The 20,584-nt window shown below is 69.0% G+C and carries 18 protein-coding genes; 13 read left to right on the top strand and 5 right to left on the bottom strand.

The window, feature by feature from the left end:
- Nucleotides 1–169: 169 nt before the first annotated feature.
- Nucleotides 170–874: an endonuclease/exonuclease/phosphatase family protein gene (locus INT51_RS10255; RefSeq protein ID WP_226832222.1), complete on the bottom strand. Its 705-nt coding sequence runs from the start codon at nucleotides 872–874 to the stop codon at nucleotides 170–172.
- 220 nt (nucleotides 875–1,094) lie between these two features.
- On the bottom strand, nucleotides 1,095–1,226 hold the full coding sequence (locus INT51_RS22535; protein ID WP_255509777.1) for a hypothetical protein: 132 nt from the start codon (nucleotides 1,224–1,226) through the stop codon (nucleotides 1,095–1,097).
- A gap of 359 nt (nucleotides 1,227–1,585) precedes the next feature.
- Here INT51_RS22535 and INT51_RS10250 point away from each other — a divergent pair, with 359 nt between their 5' ends.
- Both INT51_RS10250 and INT51_RS22255 read left to right on the top strand, forming a co-directional pair.
- Entirely contained in the window at nucleotides 1,586–3,310 is a 1,725-nt protein-coding gene (locus INT51_RS10250; RefSeq protein WP_193105196.1) for a sodium:solute symporter family protein, read from the top strand.
- A 70-nt stretch (nucleotides 3,311–3,380) separates the two neighbouring features.
- Nucleotides 3,381–3,509, top strand: coding sequence for a putative transporter small subunit (locus INT51_RS22255; protein WP_226832197.1), 129 nt, complete (start codon nucleotides 3,381–3,383; stop codon nucleotides 3,507–3,509).
- 225 nt (nucleotides 3,510–3,734) lie between these two features.
- Here the strand turns inward: INT51_RS22255 and INT51_RS10245 are convergent, their stop codons facing one another.
- A complete protein-coding gene (locus INT51_RS10245) occupies nucleotides 3,735–4,781 on the bottom strand; it encodes a Gfo/Idh/MocA family protein (RefSeq protein ID WP_193105195.1) in 1,047 nt (348 codons plus the stop codon).
- A gap of 184 nt (nucleotides 4,782–4,965) precedes the next feature.
- Nucleotides 4,966–5,901 (bottom strand): aldo/keto reductase family oxidoreductase, encoded by a 936-nt coding sequence (locus tag INT51_RS10240; protein ID WP_193105194.1) that lies wholly within the window; start codon nucleotides 5,899–5,901, stop codon nucleotides 4,966–4,968.
- 178 nt (nucleotides 5,902–6,079) lie between these two features.
- On the opposite strand from INT51_RS10240, the gene INT51_RS10235 reads away from it, so the two are divergent.
- The 5 genes from INT51_RS10235 to INT51_RS10215 all read left to right on the top strand — a co-directional run bounded on the left by INT51_RS10235 (nucleotide 6,080) and on the right by INT51_RS10215 (nucleotide 11,433).
- A complete protein-coding gene (locus INT51_RS10235; RefSeq protein WP_304502145.1) occupies nucleotides 6,080–7,342 on the top strand; it encodes a multidrug effflux MFS transporter in 1,263 nt (420 codons plus the stop codon).
- A gap of 128 nt (nucleotides 7,343–7,470) precedes the next feature.
- A complete protein-coding gene (locus INT51_RS10230) occupies nucleotides 7,471–7,920 on the top strand; it encodes a DUF2871 domain-containing protein (RefSeq protein ID WP_193105192.1) in 450 nt (149 codons plus the stop codon).
- 360 nt (nucleotides 7,921–8,280) lie between these two features.
- Entirely contained in the window at nucleotides 8,281–9,273 is a 993-nt protein-coding gene (gene glpX, locus INT51_RS10225; protein ID WP_193105191.1) for a class II fructose-bisphosphatase, read from the top strand.
- A gap of 121 nt (nucleotides 9,274–9,394) precedes the next feature.
- On the top strand, nucleotides 9,395–10,084 hold the full coding sequence (locus tag INT51_RS10220; protein WP_193105190.1) for an NUDIX hydrolase: 690 nt from the start codon (nucleotides 9,395–9,397) through the stop codon (nucleotides 10,082–10,084).
- 107 nt (nucleotides 10,085–10,191) lie between these two features.
- Entirely contained in the window at nucleotides 10,192–11,433 is a 1,242-nt protein-coding gene (locus tag INT51_RS10215; protein ID WP_193105189.1) for a M20 family metallopeptidase, read from the top strand.
- On the opposite strand, the gene INT51_RS10210 is transcribed toward INT51_RS10215, so the two are convergent.
- Complete coding sequence (locus INT51_RS10210) at nucleotides 11,434–12,570, bottom strand: acetylxylan esterase (protein WP_193105188.1); 1,137 nt, start codon at nucleotides 12,568–12,570, stop codon at nucleotides 11,434–11,436.
- A 282-nt stretch (nucleotides 12,571–12,852) separates the two neighbouring features.
- On the opposite strand from INT51_RS10210, the gene INT51_RS10205 reads away from it, so the two are divergent.
- The 6 genes from INT51_RS10205 to INT51_RS10180 all read left to right on the top strand — a co-directional run bounded on the left by INT51_RS10205 (nucleotide 12,853) and on the right by INT51_RS10180 (nucleotide 20,419).
- Nucleotides 12,853–14,052, top strand: a complete 1,200-nt coding sequence (locus tag INT51_RS10205) for an ABC transporter substrate-binding protein (protein ID WP_193105187.1) — start codon at nucleotides 12,853–12,855, stop codon at nucleotides 14,050–14,052.
- 1 nt (nucleotide 14,053) lies between these two features.
- Nucleotides 14,054–15,028 carry a carbohydrate ABC transporter permease gene (locus tag INT51_RS10200; RefSeq protein WP_193105186.1) on the top strand — a complete coding sequence of 325 codons (975 nt, stop codon included), beginning with the start codon at nucleotides 14,054–14,056 and terminating at the stop codon, nucleotides 15,026–15,028.
- The gene (locus INT51_RS10195) at nucleotides 15,021–15,941 is read left to right on the top strand and encodes a carbohydrate ABC transporter permease (protein ID WP_193105185.1); all 921 of its coding nucleotides are present in this window, start codon (nucleotides 15,021–15,023) and stop codon (nucleotides 15,939–15,941) included. Before INT51_RS10200 ends, INT51_RS10195 begins: the two co-directional genes overlap by 8 nt.
- Before the next feature lie 127 nt (nucleotides 15,942–16,068).
- The gene (locus INT51_RS10190; RefSeq protein ID WP_193105184.1) at nucleotides 16,069–16,989 is read left to right on the top strand and encodes a MurR/RpiR family transcriptional regulator; all 921 of its coding nucleotides are present in this window, start codon (nucleotides 16,069–16,071) and stop codon (nucleotides 16,987–16,989) included.
- 120 nt (nucleotides 16,990–17,109) lie between these two features.
- On the top strand, nucleotides 17,110–19,338 hold the full coding sequence (locus tag INT51_RS10185) for an FAD-dependent oxidoreductase (RefSeq protein ID WP_193105183.1): 2,229 nt from the start codon (nucleotides 17,110–17,112) through the stop codon (nucleotides 19,336–19,338).
- Between the two features lie 133 nt (nucleotides 19,339–19,471).
- Nucleotides 19,472–20,419 (top strand): VOC family protein, encoded by a 948-nt coding sequence (locus INT51_RS10180; RefSeq protein ID WP_193105182.1) that lies wholly within the window; start codon nucleotides 19,472–19,474, stop codon nucleotides 20,417–20,419.
- Nucleotides 20,420–20,584 lie beyond the last annotated feature (165 nt).

The following is a 20,584-nucleotide window of genomic DNA, read 5'->3' as shown; positions in this document are numbered from 1 at the left end:
AAGCAGGAAATAGGGAGGGTCGTCGACGAAAGATCGGGGGAGCGCTTCGACGAACCTTCTCAGCCCTTTCGATCGGGCCTGTCGCGCTTGTGGTGGGCCTGCGCCGACGACTGCCGGAATGGAGGACGCAGACCTGGCGAGGTCGCGCCGCCTGCAGAGAACGTCGAGGTCAGGGGGCGTTGCCGGGGAGTTCGACCCGGGCACGCACCGGAAGGTGGTCGCTCGGGAAGATGCCTCCCGGGCGGAAGCCGTCGATCGTCGCGTCCAGTACGCGCACTCCCGAGCTGAGCAGGATCCAGTCGATGCGGAACTCGGATTCGCGGACGTCCTCGAAGTGCGGGAAAGTTCCCCAACCCGGGCTGAGCTGCTCCTCGGCGGAGAGCCAGGAATCCTTCAATCCGAAGCTGTCGACGAGGACGTCGTATGCCGGTGACTGCTTGGCCACGGAATTGAAGTCGCCCGTGGTGATCGTGGGTAGCCCGGAGAAGTGGAACTGCTGGAGGGTGTCGACGATCAGCTGGGCGCCCTTGACCGTGGCCTGGGTGATCACGTGGTCGAGGTGGGTGTTGACGTGCGCGAACTCGGTACCGCTGACCCGGTCGCGGAACCTGGCCCAGACGGCCGTTCGCGGGCGGGTGTTCCCCCAGCTCACGGATCCGATCTCGCGGGGGCGGTCGGACAGCCAGAACTGGTTCCAGGCGGTGAGCTCGAAGCGGTCGGCGCGGTAGAAGATCGGGGTGATGAGCCCGTCGCCGCCCCCGGACTCCGCCATGCCGACGCAGCGATACGTCGGCCCCAGGCCCTTCTCGATCGGATCGTACGTCCAGGCCTGCATCTCCTGGAGCCCCAGCAGGTCAGGACGGTCCGCCGTCAGCAGCGCCTCGATCGCGGGGCACGATCCGGCCAGTGCTCGGGATCGCCGGGGGAGGAGCTGTCTGGAAGAGCGCGTTGAAGCTCATGACGTGGATTCCGGCGTTCGGGTCGATGTCAGAGCTATCGGCGGCGGGAGCCATGGGTCCTCCTCGGGACGGGGGTGAGGGGTACGGGCGGGTCGGTGATTCTCGGCCGGGTGGGCGGCGGGCGGCCGCCGCGCCTCACCAGTACCGCTCGAGGGCTTCCTCCACAGAGTTCAGGGCGTCGAGGGAGCGCTCGTGGTGGCGCACCACCTCGCCGCTGGCGAGACAGTCGGGCCGCTGCATCCCCATGCGCCGCGACCGCGATTCCATCGATAATCCGTTTGTCCGACAATCAGTTTCTGCGCCATGACCTGCATGTGTAACCGCACAGTTACTTCCCAACTAGCCATCCGTCGCCCCTTGTGCGAGTATCTATGCGGCCCCAAGCGTGGTCGACACGAGCGGGAACCGGTTCCTCAGGAGCGCGGACCTGCCGTAGCCGTCGCGGTTCACATCCCCGGAGCAGATGCGAGACATCGCCCGGGTCGATGTCGGACGGCACCCGCTCAGGGGGTCGATTGTCGGTCGGCCCGCTGTGGAACCACGATGGCCTCCGCGCGCCCTGAGCGCATGCGACGGGGCAGACCGGCCGACCGTGACCGAACTGTCTGCGATGAAAGGAAGTCAGCGTGCCACCAGCACCTGCGGGAGAGATCTCCCAGCTCGGAATCATCGGGGTCATCCTCCTGCTGCTGCTGTTCTACGGCGGCACGATGTGGATGTCCGTCGCGATCTCCCGGAAGAAGGAGAACGCCGACGACTACATGACCGCCGGGAACAAGATCGGATTCGGCGTCTCCGCCGCTTCCATGACCGCCACCTGGATCTGGGCGTCCTCGATGTACGCCTCGGTGACGGCCGGGTACACCTACGGCGTCTCCGGCCCCATCCACTACGGGCTGTGGGGCGCCCTGATGATCCTGTTCATCTACCCCTTCGGCAAGCGGATCCGGCAGGTCGCGCCCAAGGCGCACACGCTCGCCGAGGTCATGTACGCCCGGCACGGTCGTTCCTCGCAGCTGATGCTCGCCGGGTCCAACGTGCTGGGTTCGGTCATCTCCCTGACGTCGAACTTCATCGCGGGCGGCGCGATCATCGCGATGCTCTCCCCGCTCAACTTCGGTGCCGGGATCCTGATCATCGCCGCCGGCGTGCTCCTCTACACCTTGTGGTCAGGGTTCCGAGCCTCGGTCCTGACCGACTTCGCGCAGGTCCTCGCCATGCTCGGTGCAGCGGTCATCATCATCCCGGCCGTGTTCTTCGTCGTCGGCGGGCCGTCGATGTTCGCCGACGGTGTCGCCGCCGGCCACGTCACCCCGCAGCAGGAGAGCTTCTTCTCCTCGGACGCCTTCATGAACCAGGGCGCCCCGTACATCGCGGCCGTACTCGCCTATGCGATCGGCAACCAGACCATCGCGCAGCGCTTGTTCGCCGTGCGCGAGGACCTCATCAAGCCCACCTTCATCACCGCCACCATCGGGTACGGCGCGACCGTGATCGGTATCGGCATGATCGGCGTGATGGCGCTCTACCTGGGCATCGAGCCCGCGGGCGGCGACGTCAACAACCTGCTGCCGCAGATGGTCGGCACCTACCTGCCGGTGGTCCTGGTGGCCCTCGCCTTCATCATGATCATCGGTTCGCTGTCCTCGACCGCCGACTCCGACCTGTCGGCCCTCAGCTCGATCGTGATGACCGACATCTACGGCCAGTCCGTCGGGCGCAAGAATGCGAACCCGAAGCTGATGATCCTGATCGGCCGGATCACCATGATCGTGGCCACCGCCGCGGCGCTGTTCTTCGCCACCGCGAGGTTCAACATCCTGGACCTGCTGGTGTTCGTCGGCGCCCTGTGGGGCTGCCTGGTGTTCCCGGTGATCGCCTCCTTCTACTGGAAGAAGATCACCAACAAGGCCTTCACCGTCTCGGTGCTGGCCGCGCTCATCGTGTTCCTGCCGGTGCGTTTCACGCTGATCCCGCTCACCGGGCCCTGGGCCCTCCTCGTCGAGGCGCTCGCGATCCTCGGCGTCGGCGTGGTTCTGGGCATCATGGCCTTCGGCTTCTTCGGGCTGCGCCCCGCACTGGTCGTCGGCGCCATCGCCACGGTGGCCGTGCTGCCGTTCGGCTTCGGCTACCTGCGCGACTTCGAGACGCTGTCCGGCTCGCTGGTCGCGTACTCCGTCTCCTTCCTGGTCTGCTACCTGATGAGCTTCCGCTCGACGCAGGAGTTCGACTTCTCGGTGATCAATAAGATCACCGGTGACTTCGACGAGGAGGCGGGCGTCGCCGACCCGATCGAGACGACCGACGGCCGGCCGCCGGCTTCCGAGGCCGCCGCGCCCACCGGCCGCTGATCCGACACCTCCCAGGAAGGGCTGCCCGCCCTCCTCGAGGAGAATTCACCTCTGACAAGGAGAGAACGCCATGACCGCTCTGCTGACCGTCTATCTGCTCACGTGGCCGGTGCTTGTGCTCGGCATCCTGATCACCATCGCCCGCGGATTCCTCAAGGATGTCAAGGAGGCCCGCAAGGAGGGCCGCCCGATCATCTGACCGACATCCCGTCCCCGGAGGCCGGTGCGATGCGCCCGACGCGCTGTCGCGCCGGCCTTCGCGCGTTCCGGTCCCCGTCGGTCCGGCGTGATGGATCGTGCACCTGCTTGCCGGCGTCCTCGTGATCGCGGCCGTGGTCCACGCGCTGCGAGGATTCGGGATCATCGGCGGCCCCTGCTGATCGGCGGCCCCTGCTGAGAGGAGCGCCAGACCGGTCCTGCGCCCTCAGCTCCCCGTGCCGCTGTTGGCGTACGCCTCCTTGAGGATCTGCAATGACGCCATGGCCTCGCCGGGCCCGATCCAGAACGGCTCGGGCGCATCGAGGGAGGCGTGGAAGTCCGCGATCAGCTCCTCATGGGAGACGCCCCAATAGGAGCGGCCCCCCGCAGACGCGGTCCGGTCGGAGAAGGTGTCCACGCGGCCGTCGGCCCAGCGCACCGTGAGTCCGCCACCGCGGCCCGAGCGCACCTCGAGGTACGCGTTCGTGGTGGCCACCTCGAGCTCGACCGGGCGTGCCACCGGCGCGGTGAGCGTCGCGTAGAACGTGGTGGTGATGCCGGAGGAGTGGTGCAGCACGAGATCGGCGGTGTCCTCGACCTCGGTGACGCCCGCGAACTTCTTCTGGGAGACCAGACCCTCGGTGCGCTCGACCGGGCCGAGCAGCCACTGCACGAGATCCAGGGTGTGTATCGCCTGGTTGATGAGCAGGCCGCCGCCGGCGTTCTCCCAGCGGCCGCGCCACGGCTTGGCGGCGTAGTAGTCCGCAGTGCGGCTCCACACGACCGACGCCCACGCGCCATGCACCTCCCCGAGCTCACCGCTGCGAAGCAGGCGGGCGAGCTCCTGGCTGGCCCGGTTGTAGCGGTTCTGGAAGCAGATCCCGATCTTCGGGGAGCCCTCGCCGCCGTCGGCCCGTGCGGCGGTGGTGGATCCGATCGCTTCGACGAGTCGGGTCCCCTCGGCGAGGGTGTGCGCCAGCGGCTTCTCCTGCAGCACGTGCACGCCCTGCTCCAGGGCGGCCAGCGAGGGGCCGACGTGCTGGTCGTGCGGGGTCGTCACGTGCACGGCGTCAGGGTGCAGCGCGTCGATCAGCTCCTCGACGTCGGTGTACGTGGGCAGGCCGGTCGCGGCGGCGGCCCGTTCGCGCGCCTCGGGGTCGCGGTCGGCGATGCCGACGAGCTCGAGGCCGTCGAGCGCTGCGATCGCCCCGACGTGCACGACGGACACGTCTCCGTAGCCGACCAGTCCGATGCGCCTGTCCCGCTGAGCCATATGCTGTGCCTCCTTGCCGCTTCGATGCGGCACCTGGGTCGAATGCTCCGTGTGTGTTCCGTGAGCCCGGTCGTCATCCTCGCCGGATCGCACCTGACCAGGAAGGTGTTGCCGCGGCGTGCCTGCGCCGCCTCCGGTGGGGCGACGACGGCGCACCCCCGGAACCGATGCCGGCGCTCGTCGATCAGGGCACGATCCACCCGGCCGCGCGGAACAGCTCGTACCACTCGGGGCGGGTCAGCGGGATCTCCGAGCCCGCTGCGGAGTCCGCCACCCGCTGGGGAGTCGTGGTGCCCAGGACCACCTGCATCTGCGCCGGATGGCGCGTGATCCACGCTGTCGCGATCGCCTCGGGTGCCACGTCGTACTTCGCCGCGAGCCGATCGACGACCTCGTTGAGCTCCGCGTACTTCGGGTTGCCCAGGAAGACGCCGTCGAAGAACCCGGCCTGGAACGGGGACCAGGCCTGCACGGTGATGTCGTGCAGACGGCAGTAGTCCAGCATGCCGCCGCCGTCACGCACGATCGCCTGGTCCGTGCCCTGCATGTTCGCCGCCACACCCTGGGCGATGAACGTGGAATGGGTGATCGACAGCTGCAGCTGGTTGGCGACGATCGGCTGGTTCAGGTGCTTGGCCAGCAGATCGATCTGGCGCGGAGTGTGGTTGGAGACTCCGAAATTGCGCACCTTGCCGCTCGTGTGCAGCTCGTCGAAGGCGCGCGCGACCTCCTCGGGCTCCACCAGGGCGTCGGGACGGTGGAGCAGCAGGATGTCGATGTAGTCGGTCTGCAGGGCCTTCAGCGAACCCTCGACGGACTCGATGAGGTGCTCGGAGGAGTAGTCGAAGTAGGGGCCGTCCGGCACGATGCCGGCCTTGGTCTGCAAGGTGACCTGCTCGCGCTCGGAGGGGCTGAGCTGCAGCGCCTGGGCGAAGCGGGCCTCGCACCGATGCAGCTCGCCCCCATAGACGTCGGCGTGGTCGAGAAAATTGATCCCCGCGTCGCGCGCGGTGCGCACCAGGGTGCGGATCTCGTCGTCGGACTTCTCGGCGATGCGCATCAGCCCCAGCACCACATTGGGTGCGGAGATGTCGGTGTGCGGCATGGCGAAATGCTTCATGGAGTGACCTCAGGTCGCAGGGGGTACGTCGCAGAACATCGTCCGGCCCCGTCGCACGGGCGACGATGCCGAAGCCAAGCTTATGCCCGCCGCTGCGCGAAGCGCACGGAAGCGCGAGCGCTTTCCGCCTGTCGGGACGACGATGCCGCGCGCGCCGATCCTGCCTATGGTGGAGCCGGTGACCACGCCCTTCCCCGCCTCCCATGTCCCGCCCACCCCGTCGCGGCGGCAGAAGGCCGGTGCGCGGATCACCCTGACCCTCGCCTCGCTGGCGATGATCGGCCCCTTCACGATCGACACCGTGTTCCCGGCCTTCACCCGGATCGGTGAGGAGTTCGCGAGCGACGAGGTCGCCCTCCAGCAGCTGGTCTCCGCCTACCTCGCGGCCTTCGCGGTCATGTCCATCTTCCACGGGCCGCTCTCGGACGCGCTGGGACGCAAGAAGGTCATGATCGGTGGCCTGGTGATCTACCTGATCGGCATGTTCGGCTGCGTGCTCGCGCCGAGCCTGGGCAGCCTGATCCTGCTGCGGGTGCTGCAGGGGATGAGCGCCGGCGCCGCCACCATCGTCTCGCGAGTCGTCATCCGTGACATGTTCTCCGGCTCGGAGGCGCAGCGGTTGATGGCTCAGGTCATGATGATCTTCTCGGTCGCTCCGGCGATCGCCCCGATCTTCGGCGGCTGGCTGCTACTGCTGGGCGACTGGCGCTGGGTGTTCGCCGGCGTCGGCGTCTACGGGCTGGTCGTGCTCGCCCTGACCCTGAAGCTGCCCGAGACCCTGCCTCCCGAGGCGCGCAGCCCTCTGCGGGTCCGCTCGCTGCTGGGGTCCCTGCTGCATGTGGGCCGCTCACCGGTGATGCTGCGGGTCGCGGCGGCCTCCGCTTTCGGATTCGCCTCGCAGTTCGTGTTCATCGCGGGAGCCTCGCTGTTCGTGGTGCGCCTGCTGGGGCTCGGGGAGCAGGATTTCTGGGTGCTGTTCGTCCCGCTGATCATCGGCATGATGTCCGGGGCCTGGATGGTGGGCCGCGTCGCTGATCTGGTGGACCGCAGCAGGCTGATCACCCTCGGGTTCCTCGGCACCCTCGTCGCGACGATCCTGAACCTGGTGCTGGTCTCGTTCGCTCCGGAATTCACGGGTGGGGTCACCTGGGCGCATTTGTTCGCGGTGACCGGGCCGATGCTGATCGCCTTCACCGTCGCCCTGCTGTTCGCGCCCATCCAGCTCGAGGTGCTGGATCTGTTCCCGCACGAGCGCGGCGCCGCGGCGTCACTGGGCACGTTCTTCGGGCTGGTGCTCAATGCCCTGCTCGCCGGAGCGATCGCGCCGCTGGTCGCCACGAGTCTCGCGACCCTCGCGGCCACGTCCCTCGGCTTCGCCCTGCTCGGCGGAGTGTTCTGGGCATGGCACATCCTGTCGATCCGCCGACCCGTCGAGGCCTGAGATCCGGGCGCGGCCGGGCGCTCGCGGACATCTCGCGGGCAGGCAGTGCCGCGGCGCCCGCCGAGCCGGCTCGAGGCTCAATCCTTCGGTTGATCTCCTGGTCACGGCAGCTCCATAGAGTCGAAGACATGAAGCGACTCCTCAACACTGCCTTTGCCTACATCCTTCTCGGCCTTGCCTCCGGACTCTTCTACCGGGAGTTCACGAAGGCCACCGACACCATCGGTACCCACACCCAGCTGGGCACCCTCCACACCCACCTTCTCGTCCTCGGCATGGTCATGTTCCTGCTGGTCCTGGCCCTGGACGCGATCTTCTCCCTGAGCGGGCGCCGCTCCTTCTCGGTCTTCTACTGGACCTACAACGTCGGCCTGGTGATCACCGTGGTGATGCAGGCCGTGCGCGGCATCCTCACCCTGGACGGCCAGGACCCGACCACCACCACCGCTGCCATCCCCGGTATCGCCGGCCTGGGCCACATGCTCCTGACCGTCGGCCTCATCGCGCTCTACGTCGCGATCCGCGGCGGCATCAAGGACCGCGCCGCGACCCGCGAGCAGACAGCCGTCACCGCCTGACTCTCCTTCCCTTCCGCAGCCCGGACGTCTCGCTGCGACGTCTCCACCGGCGCTCTGTGTGCAGGTTCCGCTTCCTGCGGTCCGCCAGCGCACAGGGCGCCACTGCGTGCGTGAGGGTTCAGGGTGCGGGGAGGCCCGCATGAACCCGGGAGGGCTGCCCCGAGCGGCTGCGGTGGTCACGTCGCCGCGTGTCGTCGCAGACGTGGCCATCTGCTGAGTGGGGCAGATTCGCCCCCAGCCGCTCGGTCCCGCCCGCCAGCCAGGTAGAGTCCGATGGACCCGCACCGTCACGCCGCCCCCGGCAGGATCGCGGGCCAGCACTGGCGACGTGCCACGACCTCGACGACGACGGAGGCCCTCATGACCAGCCCTGACATCACCTCGACCGCCCCGGATCGCAACCTCGCCCTGGAACTGGTCCGCGTGACCGAGGCCGCCGCCATCGCCGGTGCCCGCTGGGTGGGTGCGGGAGACAAGAACATGGCGGACGGCGCCGCTGTCGACGCGATGCGAACCTTCATGGACACCGTGCGCATGAACGGCACCGTCGTGATCGGCGAGGGCGAGAAGGACGAGGCCCCCATGCTGTACAACGGCGAGAGCGTCGGTGACGGCACCGGGCCGGACGTCGACGTCGCGGTGGATCCGATCGACGGCACCCGCCTGACCGCGCTGGGCTACAACAATGCGCTCGCGGTGTTCGCCGTGGCCGAGAGGGGCGGCATGTACGACCCTTCGGCCGTGTTCTACATGGAGAAGATGGTGGTGGGCCCCGCGGCCGCCGAGTTCGTCGACCTGCGCCTGCCGATCAAGCAGAACATCGCCCTGGTCGCGAAGTCGCTGAACAAGCCGGTCAGCCAGGTGACGGTGTGCGTGCTGGAGCGTCCGCGCCACGAGCCGCTGGTCCAGGAGATCCGTGACGCCGGGGCGCGCGTCAAGTTCATCATGGACGGTGACGTCGCCGGGGCGATCGCGGCCGCGCGCGGTTCCGGTGTGGACATGCTGCTGGGGACCGGTGGCACCCCCGAGGGCATCATCGCTGCGTGCGCCGTCAAGGCCACCGGTGGCATGATCCAGGGCCGCCTCGCCCCGATCGACGACGACGAGCGGCAGAAGGCGATCGACGCCGGCCACGATCTGGACCGGGTGCTCACCACCTCCGATCTGGTCACCTCGGACAACTGCTACTTCGCGGCCACCGGCATCACCGACGGGGACCTGCTGCGGGGTGTGCGCTACCAGAACGACCGCATCAACACCGAGTCGATCGTCATGCGCTCGACCTCGGGCACGGTGCGGATCGTCGAAGCCGAGCATCGCGCCGAGAAGTGGGCACGCTGGATCGCGGACTGACCGTGCGATGGTCGCAACGTCGCAGGCAGTGGCGCACTGTGAGCGACGACGCAGGAACGGACGCTGTGATGAGCGCTTCACGAGTAGTCAGCGTGACCATAACCGGTCCTAGGGTGGCTGCATGGTCTCCCTTGCCGAAGACATCCGAGTCGCCGTCGACCTCATCGTCCTGACCCTTCGGGACGACACCCTCAACGTCCTGCTGGTCCAGCGGGACGACGAGCCGCATCGTGGGGCGTGGGCGCTCCCGGGAGGGTTCATCGACCTCGAGGAAGACCTCGAGGACGCCGCCTATCGCGTGCTCGCCGACGAGGCCTCTCTGGGCAGCGGTGCCGTGCACCTCGAGCAGGTCCGAACCTTCGGCGCCCCGCAGCGCGACCCCCGTGGCCGCGTCGTCTCGGTCGCGTTCATGGCCCTGGGGGCGGATCTCCCGGATCCGCAGCGCGGGGGCGACGTCGCCGACGCCCGCTGGTGGAGCGTCGACGAGCTCGCCGCGATCGACCTGGCCTTCGATCACGCCGAGGTGCTGGCGTGCTCCATCGAGCGCGCCCGCGCCAAGCTCGAGTACACGACCCTCGCCGTCACATTCCTGCCGCAGGAGTTCACGATCTCGCAGCTGCGGGGCGTCTACGAGAGCGTCTGGGGCACGACCCTGGATGCCGGCAACTTCCACCGCAAGGCCACCCGCACCGAGGGCTTCCTCGTCGAGCTCGAGAGGTACGCGGCCCCGACCGGCGGGCGCCCCGCACGTCTGTACTGCGCGGGCGACGGCGCCGCCCTCGTGCCGGCCCTGCTGCGCTCCAGCCAGTAGGCCAGTAGGCCAGTACGCAGGCGAGACAAGAGGGCAGCGGGCGACGGTGATCGCGTCGCGTCCCGGTGGCGCCACCCGATGCGGGTCCGCCATGGCAGGATCGGCCTGTGACCACCGACGCCGCCCCTGCACCCCCGGATCCCGCCACGTCACGGATCGCTGCCGCCTACCGCGCTCGCCGGGACGACGTTCTGGCCGTCGCCCGGGCGATCCACGGGGACCCGGAGATCGCCTTCGCAGAGCACCATGCCCATGAGCGCTGCGCGGACCTGCTGGAGCGCGCGGGCTTCAGCGTGGAGCGGGGCATCGCGGACCTGCCCACCGCCTTCCGCGCCACCGCCGGATCGGGCGCGCTGGTCGCCTCGCTGTGCGTGGAGTACGACGCGCTGCCCGAGATCGGCCATGGCTGCGGGCACAATCTGATCGCCGGCTCCTCGCTCGGCGCGGCCCTCGCCCTCTTCGACATGGTCGACGAGCTGGACGTGACCTTGCAGGTCATCGGCACCCCCGCGGAGGAGCACGGTGGCGGCAAGCAGCTCCTCATCGAGCGCGGCGTCTTCGACGGGGTGCATCTCTCGCTGATGGCCCACCCCACCCCGCACACCGAGACCTATGACGTGCTCGGCTCGACCAGCCAGGCGGTGGGCCGTTGGCGCGCCACCTACACCGGCCGCGGCGCCCACGCCGCGGCGAACCCCACCGACGGCATCAATGCGAACGACGCCGCCGTGATCGCCCAGGTCGCCGCCGGCCTGCTGCGTCAGCGGATCAAGGACGGCCAGCGCCTGGCCCTGATCCCGCAGCAGTCGGGGGTCACCAACATCGTTCCGGAGACCGCGCTGATCGACTTCGAGTGCCGCGCGCTGACGATGCCCGAGTTCGAGCAGCTGCGCTCCCAGCTGGTCGCCTGCCTCGAGGCCGGCGCCGTCGCCACCGGTTGCTCGCTGGAGATCTCGGCCTCCGAGCCCACCTACGAACCGCTGCGGCAGGACGAGGTGCTCGGCGCAGCATGGAACCAGGCGATGGCGGCGCTGGGCCGTCCGCTTGCCGGCTCGCTCGGTGTCATGGCCGCCTCCACCGACATGGGCAATGTGTCCCAGCGGGTACCGGCCCTGCACCCCTTCGTGGGCATCACCGGCGCCGGCGGCGCTCTGCACACCCGCGAGTTCGCCGCCCACGCCGCGACCGACGAGGGGTATCGCCTGATGGATGACGCGGCCGTGGCGATGGCCTGGGTCATCCAGGACGTCGCGGCTGATCCGGGCCGCCGCGAGGCCGTTCTCATCCGCGCAGCAGAGCTCACCGACGCCTACGCCCGCCGCGAGTCAGTGCCGGGAACTGCGGGCTGATCAGGTGGTACCTCCGGCGGTGTGATGGTCGAGGAACTCCAGATGGCGGCGCTTGTGCTGCCACTGGCCGTGCTCATGGCCGTCGTACGGATACGTGCACAGGGTCTTCTCGGCCCCGGCGTACGCGGCGAAGGCGGCTTGGACGGAGCCGGCAGGGCAGACCGGATCGAGCAGGCCGACGGAGAAGAGCGCGGGGATTCGCGCCCGGGAGGCGAAGTGCTTCCCGTCGAAGAACGACAGCACCTCGAACACCGCATCCTCGTTCCCGCGTCGGGTCCGCAGGAGATCGAGGATCTCCAGATAGGGGCCCGCCGTGGCCGTCTCGACCGCGCTGCGGATGTCGCAGAGCAGGGGGACGTCGACGAGGACGCCGGCGAGGTCGTCGCAGAGTCCCGCGACGGCCAGCGCGGTGGCGCCCCCTTGGCTCCCGCCGGCGACGAAGATCCTGTGGGCGCTCGGAGCGGGGCCGACCGTCGAGCCCGAGGCGGTGCCCATGGCACTGTCCGCTGCTGTGCCTGTGCCTGTGCCTGTGCCCGTTGCCGTGCCGGCTGCCGCGTGGTGGCGGACGGCCCTCACGGCGCAGACGGCGTCCGTGAACAGGCGGCGGTAGTAGTACTCCTCGGGATGTGCGATGCCCGAGGTCATACGCCCGATGATCTGGGGTCCGCTGCCGACGGGGTCCGGGGTGTCGCCCACGGAGGCGGGCCCCGTCTGTCCGCGGTTGTCCATCACGAACGTCGCATAGCCCGCGCTGGGGAGCAGCGTCCATTGCTCGGGCAGCCCGCGGCCGGTGTTGTTGCCGAGGAACTGGATCACGGTGCCGCGAGGACACCCGGTGGCCGGGGTCAGCATCCAGCCCTTGACGGGATGGCCGCCGAAGCCGGCGAAGGTCACGTCCTCCACCACGATGCTGCGCAGCGAGGATTCGACGGTCACGAAGCTCGGGTCGCCGCGGCCGACGTCGGCCGCGAGCGTCCGTCGCCAGAAGTCGCCGAAGCCGGCGGGCCCGGTCGGGCGGGACTCGGCGCCCGTGGCGGCAGGGGAGCCCTCCGGGATCTGACGTGGGCCTGAGTCCGGGCCGGGTCCTATGCCCGGGTCAGGGATCGGATCCGGGTCCGGTCCGTGCGGTGCGTCCATCGGTGGTTACCTCCCAGAGCGTCGGACGAAGCGTCAGGCCCCCGAAGGGACCGCTCCACGATAAGCATGTACAAGATTTGCAGCAAGGGTTGACGTGAGCGATCGAGAATGTAAAAGTTGCGCATCTCGCGAAGTACTCGATCCACGCATCGCAGCGTCGGAAGGATGGGCATGCACCCTGCAGGCAGACGTCTCCCGAGTCGTCGGCAGTTCGCCGGAGCGCTGGGCGCCGTCGCGGGCACTGCGGCCGTCGCAGGCTGCTCCTCTGGCCCGGCGAAGGACATGAACACGCTCCAGGTGTGGGGCGGGATCCCGGCCGAGAACGGCCCGCAGCAGGTGATCGACAGGTTCCAGGAGGAGCATCCGGACATCACCGTGGAGTACACGCGGTACATCAACGATGACCGGGGCAACGTCAAGCTGAACACGGCCCTCCAGGGCGGTGTCGACATCGACGTCTTCTTCACCTACGGCGTCCCGAACCTCACCATGCGGGTGAGCTCGGGGCTGGCTGCGGACGTCGGCGACCTGGTGCGCAGCACCCCCGAGCTGGAGATGTTCCTGGACACCGATGATCCCAAGGCGCTCATCGACGGGGACGAGATCACGGCTCTGGCGACGACCAGGATCCCGCAGATGGTCCTGTTCAACGACGAGCTGCGCGAGCGCGCCGGGATCGACCTGCCGCAGCAGTGGACGTTCGAGGAATACCTCGAAGCCATCAGGGCTCTTGCGGCCGACGGGAAGTACGGGACCTACGTGCTCCCGGACCTCGCCCGGATCGAACTCGGCCCGAACTACCGATTCACCGCCGACGGCGACTCGAACTTCTCCCATCCGGCGTTCCTGCGCCACTTCGACCTGGCTGCGGAGCTGATCCGTGAGGGCGTCCTCTACCCGTGGTCGCAGGCCCTGGCCCGGCAGCTGGAGGCGTACCAGCAGAACAACTTCATCGCCGAGGATTTCGGGCTGTGGACCACGGCGCCCTACAGCCTGCGCTTCCTGACCGACCAGGAGGAGTACCCCCACGACTTCACGGTCTCCGCCGCGCCGGTGCCCACGCTCGACGGCGCGGACTGGAACACGGGGGAGTACGGGGCCTTCGTCCAGATCAACTCCAAGAGCCCCAAGCAGGAGATCGCCTGGGAGTTCAGCAAGTTCTGGCTGCTGCACGGAGGGCAGGACCTGATTCGCGCCGGGTACATCTCGCTGCTGGGCGACATCGACGACGACCAGCTCCTCGAGGGGATCCTCGGCGAGGACGCAGAGCAGTTCTTCGACGTGGACTCCTTCCGCCGCACCCTGTTCGAGGATCAGCCGCGGATGCACCTGGACACGGAGCTGACCGCCTACACCGAGATCACCCAGAAGTACGAGCAGCAGCGCGACGTGTGCTGGCTCCTCGAGCGCTCGCCCACCAAGGCCATCGAGACCGTCGACAAGAACGCCCAGGCGCTCATCGACCGCTTCGAGGAGGACTGACATGACGACAGCGGAAGCACGAGCGGACGGCGCCGCGGCCCCACCCGGCGCCCGCGAGCCGACGGCACGGAGGCGACGCACGCCCGGACGGGCGCCGTCGGACCCGAAGCCGATCGTCGGCTGGCTCTTCATCGCCCCGAACCTGCTGGGGGTGCTGGCCTTCACCTTCATCCCGCTGGTCTCGGTGATCCTGCTGTCCTTCACGGAGTGGAACCTGGTCTCCGGGTTCGGGGGCATCGAATTCGTCGCCCTCGACAACTTCATCGCGGTGTTCCAGGACCCGACGTTCTGGCGCAGCCTCGTGATCACGATCCTCTACGCCGGGGTCGCCGTCCCGCTGACCCTCGTGGTGGGCCTCGCGCTGGCCCTCGCGCTGAACCGCGACATCCCGGCCCGGGGGCTGCTGCGGGCCGCGTTCTTCGTGCCCTACATCGTCAACATCGTCGCCATCGGCATGACCTGGCAGATGCTGCTGGACCCTTCGGCCGGGCTCATGAACCAGTTCCTGGGGATCTTCGGCCTCGAGCACCTGCCCCAGTGGTTCGCCTCCTCGCACTGGGCGCTGCCCGCGCTGATCCTGGTGACGATCTGGGCCCAGGCCGGGTATGCGAACCTCATCTACCTCTCGGCGCTGCAGGATGCTCCCACCCAGCTGTACGAGGCGGCGCGCATCGACGGTGCCGGCCGCTGGGCGTCGTTCCGGGCGATCACCTGGCCCTCGCTGCTGCCCACCACCGTGTTCCTGCTGGTCACGCTGTTCGTGGGCATCTCGCAGACCTTCGGCATGATCGCCCTGATCACGAACGGCGGCCCGGGGGACTCCACGACCACGCTGTCCTTCTACATGTACCAGACGAGCTTCCAGTTCTACCGCTTCGGCTATGCCTCGGCGGTGGGCCTGGTGACCTTCATCGGCATCTTCGCCCTCATGCTCCTGATGTGGCGAGCCCAGCGAGGGAAGGCCCTCCATGACTGAGACGTCGACCGCCGCCAGCGGCACCGCGACCCGCCCCAGCAGTTCGGGCGGAGGCACCGGCCCCGCCGCCCGACAGGCGCAGCGCCGCCGGCGTGACCGCATCCGCCGATGGTCCTGGGGTATTCCGATGTGGATCCTCGCCCTGGTGTTCCTGCTGCCGTTCGCCTGGATGATCTCCACCTCCCTGAAGCCGGATCTGGAGGCGTTCGCCATCCCCATGCAGTGGATCCCGGACGAGCCCCGCTGGGAGAACTACACGGAGGTCCTCTTCGGGGAGAACTCGATCCTCCTCGCGTTCTGGAACTCGGTGTTCGTGGCGGTGCTGCGGGTGGCCGGAGAGCTGACCACGGCCACGTTGGCCGGATACGCCTTCGCCAAGCTCCGCTTCCCCGGCCGCGGGAAGGTGTTCATCGCCTACCTGGCCACGTCCCTGATCCCGGCGCAGCTGCTGCTGGTCCCGCGCTTCGTGTACTTCCAGGAGCTCGGTCTGTACGACACGCTGTGGGCGCTCATCCTGCCGGGGATGTTCACCGTGCTCGGCACGTTCCTCATGCGTCAGTACTTCGTCTCCCAGCCGGACGAGTTCGCTGAGGCGGCCCGGCTCGACGGGGCGAGCGAGTTCCAGATCTTCTTCCGGGTCTACCTGCCCAATGCGACGTCGATGATCAGCGCACTGGCGATCCTGACCTTCGTCTGGTCCTGGAACGACTACGAGACTCCCTTGGTGTTCCTCTCCAGCCCCGAGACCTTCACCCTGCCCATGGGCCTGACCAGCTTCACCGACGAGAACGGGGCGATGGCCGCGGGGCTGTCGATGGCGGCTGCCGTCATCTCGATCATCCCGATCCTGCTGGTGTTCCTGATCTTCCAGCGCCGGTTCGTCCGGGCGATGACCGAGAGCGCCCTGAAGTAGTGCCCCGTGAAGCAGTGCTCAATGCCGGGCCGCGCCGAGCCCGAAGAGCGACCCGAGGCGGTCCGGCCATGTGCCCCCGAGACCCGAGCGCTCCCCACCGCGACCGACCAAGGACGAGAATTCACCGATGAGCACCACGTCGACCGCCTCCTCGCCCTCGGCCCTGCAGCGCATCCGCGAGGCCGTCGCCCAGCTGAACCCGACCAACCGTCGGATCGCCGAGGCGATCCTCGCCGATCCGCTCGGCGCCGGCGATGCCTCGATCACCGCGCTCGCCGCGGCGGCAGAGACCTCCCCGGCGGCGGTCTCCCGGTTCTCTCGACGGATCGGCTACGCCGGGTTCCCCGCCCTGCGCTCCGCGATCGCGCTGGACAACGGCCGTGCGGCGCAGTCCGGGTGGGAGCGCGACATCGGCACCGCGATCACGCCGTCGGACGCCCCCCGCGACGTGCTGGACATCCTCGCCGGCACCGCCGCCCGGGCGCTGCGTGACGCCGCTGCCGTGATCGATCTGCCCCAGGTCGAACGGGCCGCCGAGGCGATCACCCGCGCAGAGCGCGTGCACCTGCACGGGGAATGGGGGGATTCGATCGCTGTGCGCGAGCTGTACCTGCGACTGCTGCGGATCGGGGTCGCGGTCTGGTGCCACGAGACCGGGCCGCGCACTCTCGATCTGGTCGCCGGCACCTTCACCGAGCGCGACGTCATCCTCGTGCTGAACCGCTCCGGGGACGACACCACCGCCCTCCATCTCGTCGAGGCCGGGCAGCGCGCCGGGGCCACCACGATCGCGGTGCACGGCGTGCCGGGCTCGCTCCTGGAGCAGGCGGCGGACGTGCCGCTGTACACGGGGGTCCGGAACGGGACCGTGTGGACCCAGCACTTCGCCGGCCGCGCCAGCGACACCCTGGTCACGAGCATGCTCTGGCTGCTGGTGGCCCAACGACGCTCCGCCGATCCCACGATGCGCTTCGTCGACGACGGGACCCTCGGGAACCTCGCCGGCGACGACGCGCCCGACGATGACGGGCCCGCCGACGCTCGCTGACCGGCACCCGCTACCCGGCCACCCCCGCGCCGTCCGACCATCCCTGCTTTGACCCCTGTCCCGCCCGACCGCTCCAGCGCCACCACACCCTGCACGACCACCCCTTCAGGAAGGACCCCCATGCTCACCGAATCCGTCACCACCGACATCGTCGTGGTGGGAGGAGGCCTCGCCGGCATCTGCGCGGCGATCGGAGCCGCCCGCCAGGGCAGCCGCGTCGCCCTCGTGCAGAACCGACCGGTTCTCGGCGGCAACTCCTCGAGCGAGGTGCGGGTATGGGTCTGCGGCGCCACGGCCCACGGGATCCACCTGTACGCCCGCGAGACGGGCATCATGGGCGAGCTGTTCGTGGAGAACCAGTTCCGCAACCCGGACGGCAACCCGTACTACTGGGACCTGCTTCTGCTGGAGAAGGTCCGCGCCGAGCCGAACATCGAGCTCTTCCTGAACACCGACGTGACCGAGGTCGGGGCCGACGGGTCGGCCGACGCTCGCGTGGTCAGCTCCGTGACCGCCTGGATGAGCGGATCCGAACGTCGGATCACCTTCGTCGCGCCCACCTTCATCGATTGCAGCGGCGACGGACTGGTCGGGCACCTGGCAGGCGCTGAGACCATGCGGGGGAGCGAACCGCGCGAGACCTTCGAGGAGTCCTGGGCGCCCGACGAGCCCGGGGAGGACATGCTCGGCTCCACGATCCTCTTCTACACCAAGGACGTGGGGCATCCGCAGAAGTTCGTCGCCCCGTCGTTCGCGGTCGACATCGCGTCGACCTCGATCCCCCGGAACCGGGTGATCCGGGAGACCATGAACGGCTGCGACTTCTGGTGGATCGAGTGGGGCGGCGACCTCGACGTGGTCCACGACAACGAACAGATCCGTGACGAGCTCCAGGCCGTCTGCTACGGACTGTGGGACTACATCAAGAACTCCGGGCTCTACGAGGCGGATACCCTCAGCCTCGAATGGGTGGGGGCGGTGCCTGGCAAGCGGGAGTACCGACGGTTCGTCGGCGATCACGTCCTCACCCAGCACGACGTCCTCGGCCAGACCGAGTTCACGGACCGCATCGGCTACGGCGGCTGGTCCATCGACCTCCACCCGGTGGGCGGCGTGTACGCGAGCGAGAAGGGGTCGCGGCACTGGCACCCCGAGGGGAATTACCACATCCCGCTGCGCGCCCTGTACTCGCGCAACGTCACCAATCTGTGGATGGCCGGCCGCGACATCAGCGCTAGCCACGTGGCGTTCGGCAGCACCCGCGTGATGGCCACCTGCGCCATCCTCGGTGAGGCCGCCGGCATCGCCGCCGCCGTCGCAGGCCGTCTCGGCGCCACTGCCCGACAGCTCGGCGACGATCACCTCGCCGAGCTGCATCGGGCGATGGTCCGAGCAGATGCCTCACTGCTCGGAGTGGCCGACGACGACCCCGCGAACCTGGCGCTGAGCGCCCAGGCGACGGCGTCCTCGCGCAAGAGCACCCTCGCCTCGGCCACGAGCGCTGGCCTCCATCACCTCGACCACGATCTGGGGCTCGTGGTGCCGGTGGATCCGAACCTGGACGGGATGGAGATCCTCGTCGACGCCGTCCAGGACACGGAGCTCGCCCTCGAGCTGCACAGCGTGAGCAGGCCCCAGAACTATCTCCCCGACACCCTCCTGCGCAGCGTCACGGTGCCGGCGGCCCGAGGCAGGTCATGGGCGCGGGCGGACCTCGGATGGAGCCCGGGGGAGGCGCAGAACGCCGTCGTCGTCCTGCGGAGGAATTCGCTGGTCAGCCTTCACCGGGGAACGGGTGTCGAGCCGGGGACCGTCACGCTGCGGCATCGGGAGATGCCTGCGGAGGAGCCCAGTCCGCAGCAGTGGCGGCACTGGAAGGAGACCCTGCACGGCGAGGGCATCTGCTTCCGAGTGACCTCACCGACCTCCGCCTTCGACCCCGCGCAGGTGATCGGCGGGTACGCCCGCCCGTACGGGGGGCCGAACATGTGGGTCTCGGACCTGACCGCCCAGGATCCTCAGCCCTGGCTCGAGCTGCGCTGGACGACGCCGCAGGAGATCAGGACGATCGACCTGGTCCTGGACGACGATGTCAACGAGGACCTCATCAACCTCCACCATCACCGCACCCCCGGGGACGCGATGGCGACGCTGGTGCGCAACGCCCGCCTCGAAATGCTCGTCGACGCCCGGTGGCAGGAGGTCGCTCGCCTCACGGAGAACCGGGAGCGGCATCGCTCGCTCCGGCTGAGCGAGTCGGTGACGACCACCGCGCTGCGCCTGGTGGTCGAAGACACCCACGGGGCACCCGAAGCCCGGGTGGTGGCACTGCGCGCGTACGGAGCGTGACCAGGAGTGCGGGGCGGGAGCCGGCACGAGGAGCCGGTGACGGCTATGGGCGGAGCCACTCCCTCGAGTGATTGAAAGTTGGATGAAAGTGGGTCAGACTGGGGGCAATCCCGTTCGATCGGAAGGATCGCCCATGGCCTCTTCACCCCTGTCCGTGCCCGGCTCCACGACTGCGGTCGATGAGCGGCACCTCTCCGCCGACCTCGCCATGGACGCGGTGACCCTGCGTGTAGGCGACCTCGAGCTCATGAGCTCCTACTACGAGAACGCCCTCGCGCTCACCGCGATCGAGGAGCAGGCCCGCGTCAACGGCGAGGTCCATCGCGTCCTCGGTCGCGGGAGCATGCCCTTCGTGCGACTCGTCGCCACTCCCGATCTGCCCGGCGTCGACCCCCGCCAGGCCGGCCTCTTCCACACCGCATTCCTGTTCGATGATCAGCCCGCGCTCGCCGGTACCGTCCTGCGCGCCGCCCAGGATCCCCGTTCGCGCTTCGTCGGCTCCAGCGACCACCTGGTTTCCGAGGCGTTCTACTTCACCGACCCCGAGGGCAACGGCATCGAGCTGTACCGGGACCGCCCGCGCGACCAGTGGACCTGGGCCAACGGTCAGGTCGCGATGGACAGCTTGTACCTCGACCCCAACACGTACCTCAGCGAGCACGTCACCGAGGATGTCGCCGCCAGCCCGGGGCTGCGTCCCGGCATCGTCGGGCACGTGCACCTGCAGGTCGGAGACGTCGAGTCGGCGCGCCGCTTCTACGTCGACACCCTCGGCTTCGAGACCACCGTCGGCTCCCACCCTGGCGCCCTGTTCGCCGCCGCCGGCGGCTACCACCATCACGTCGCGATGAACACCTGGAACAGTCGCGGCGCCGGCCCTCGCGCCACCTCGCTGGGCCTGGCCGACGTCGCCATGACCGTCCCCGCCCGCGAGGACCTCGATGCCCTCACCGCGCGGCTGACCACGGCGGGCCTCCCCTTCGCCGACGCCGGACGCTCGGTGACGGTCCGCGACCCGTGGGGGACTCCCGTGACCGTCAGCCTCCCCGGCACCAGCACCGAGGAGCTGCTCACCCGCTGAGTCCCCGCCGGCTCCTGCCGGGCACCGATCGCCGGCCCCAGGGCGGGTTCGAGGTGAGCACCTCGGGCCCGCCCGTGGTGTGCTCGGCTGTGCCTGTGCCTGTGCCTGTGCCTGTGCCTGTGCCTGTGCCTGTGCCTGTGCCTGTGCCTGTGCCTGTGCCTGTGC

The organism is Brachybacterium sp. FME24 (assembly GCF_014897705.1).
Taxonomy (GTDB): Bacteria; Actinomycetota; Actinomycetes; order Actinomycetales; family Dermabacteraceae; genus Brachybacterium.
The sequence above is the reverse complement of the archived record's forward strand: the minus strand, read 5'-3'. Positions and strand labels throughout refer to the sequence as shown.

Coding starts and splice junctions, on each gene's coding strand:
- INT51_RS22535 (WP_255509777.1), bottom strand. CDS start 1,226: ATGGAATCGCGGTCGCGGCGCATGGGGATGCAGCGGCCCGACTGTCTC.
- INT51_RS22255 (WP_226832197.1), top strand. CDS start 3,381: ATGACCGCTCTGCTGACCGTCTATCTGCTCACGTGGCCGGTGCTTGTG.
- INT51_RS10245 (WP_193105195.1), bottom strand. CDS start 4,781: ATGGCTCAGCGGGACAGGCGCATCGGACTGGTCGGCTACGGAGACGTG.
- INT51_RS10240 (WP_193105194.1), bottom strand. CDS start 5,901: ATGAAGCATTTCGCCATGCCGCACACCGACATCTCCGCACCCAATGTG.
- INT51_RS10230 (WP_193105192.1), top strand. CDS start 7,471: ATGAAGCGACTCCTCAACACTGCCTTTGCCTACATCCTTCTCGGCCTT.
- glpX (WP_193105191.1), top strand. CDS start 8,281: ATGACCAGCCCTGACATCACCTCGACCGCCCCGGATCGCAACCTCGCC.
- INT51_RS10220 (WP_193105190.1), top strand. CDS start 9,395: ATGGTCTCCCTTGCCGAAGACATCCGAGTCGCCGTCGACCTCATCGTC.
- INT51_RS10210 (WP_193105188.1), bottom strand. CDS start 12,570: ATGGACGCACCGCACGGACCGGACCCGGATCCGATCCCTGACCCGGGC.
- INT51_RS10205 (WP_193105187.1), top strand. CDS start 12,853: ATGAACACGCTCCAGGTGTGGGGCGGGATCCCGGCCGAGAACGGCCCG.
- INT51_RS10200 (WP_193105186.1), top strand. CDS start 14,054: ATGACGACAGCGGAAGCACGAGCGGACGGCGCCGCGGCCCCACCCGGC.
- INT51_RS10195 (WP_193105185.1), top strand. CDS start 15,021: ATGACTGAGACGTCGACCGCCGCCAGCGGCACCGCGACCCGCCCCAGC.
- INT51_RS10190 (WP_193105184.1), top strand. CDS start 16,069: ATGAGCACCACGTCGACCGCCTCCTCGCCCTCGGCCCTGCAGCGCATC.
- INT51_RS10185 (WP_193105183.1), top strand. CDS start 17,110: ATGCTCACCGAATCCGTCACCACCGACATCGTCGTGGTGGGAGGAGGC.
- INT51_RS10180 (WP_193105182.1), top strand. CDS start 19,472: ATGGCCTCTTCACCCCTGTCCGTGCCCGGCTCCACGACTGCGGTCGAT.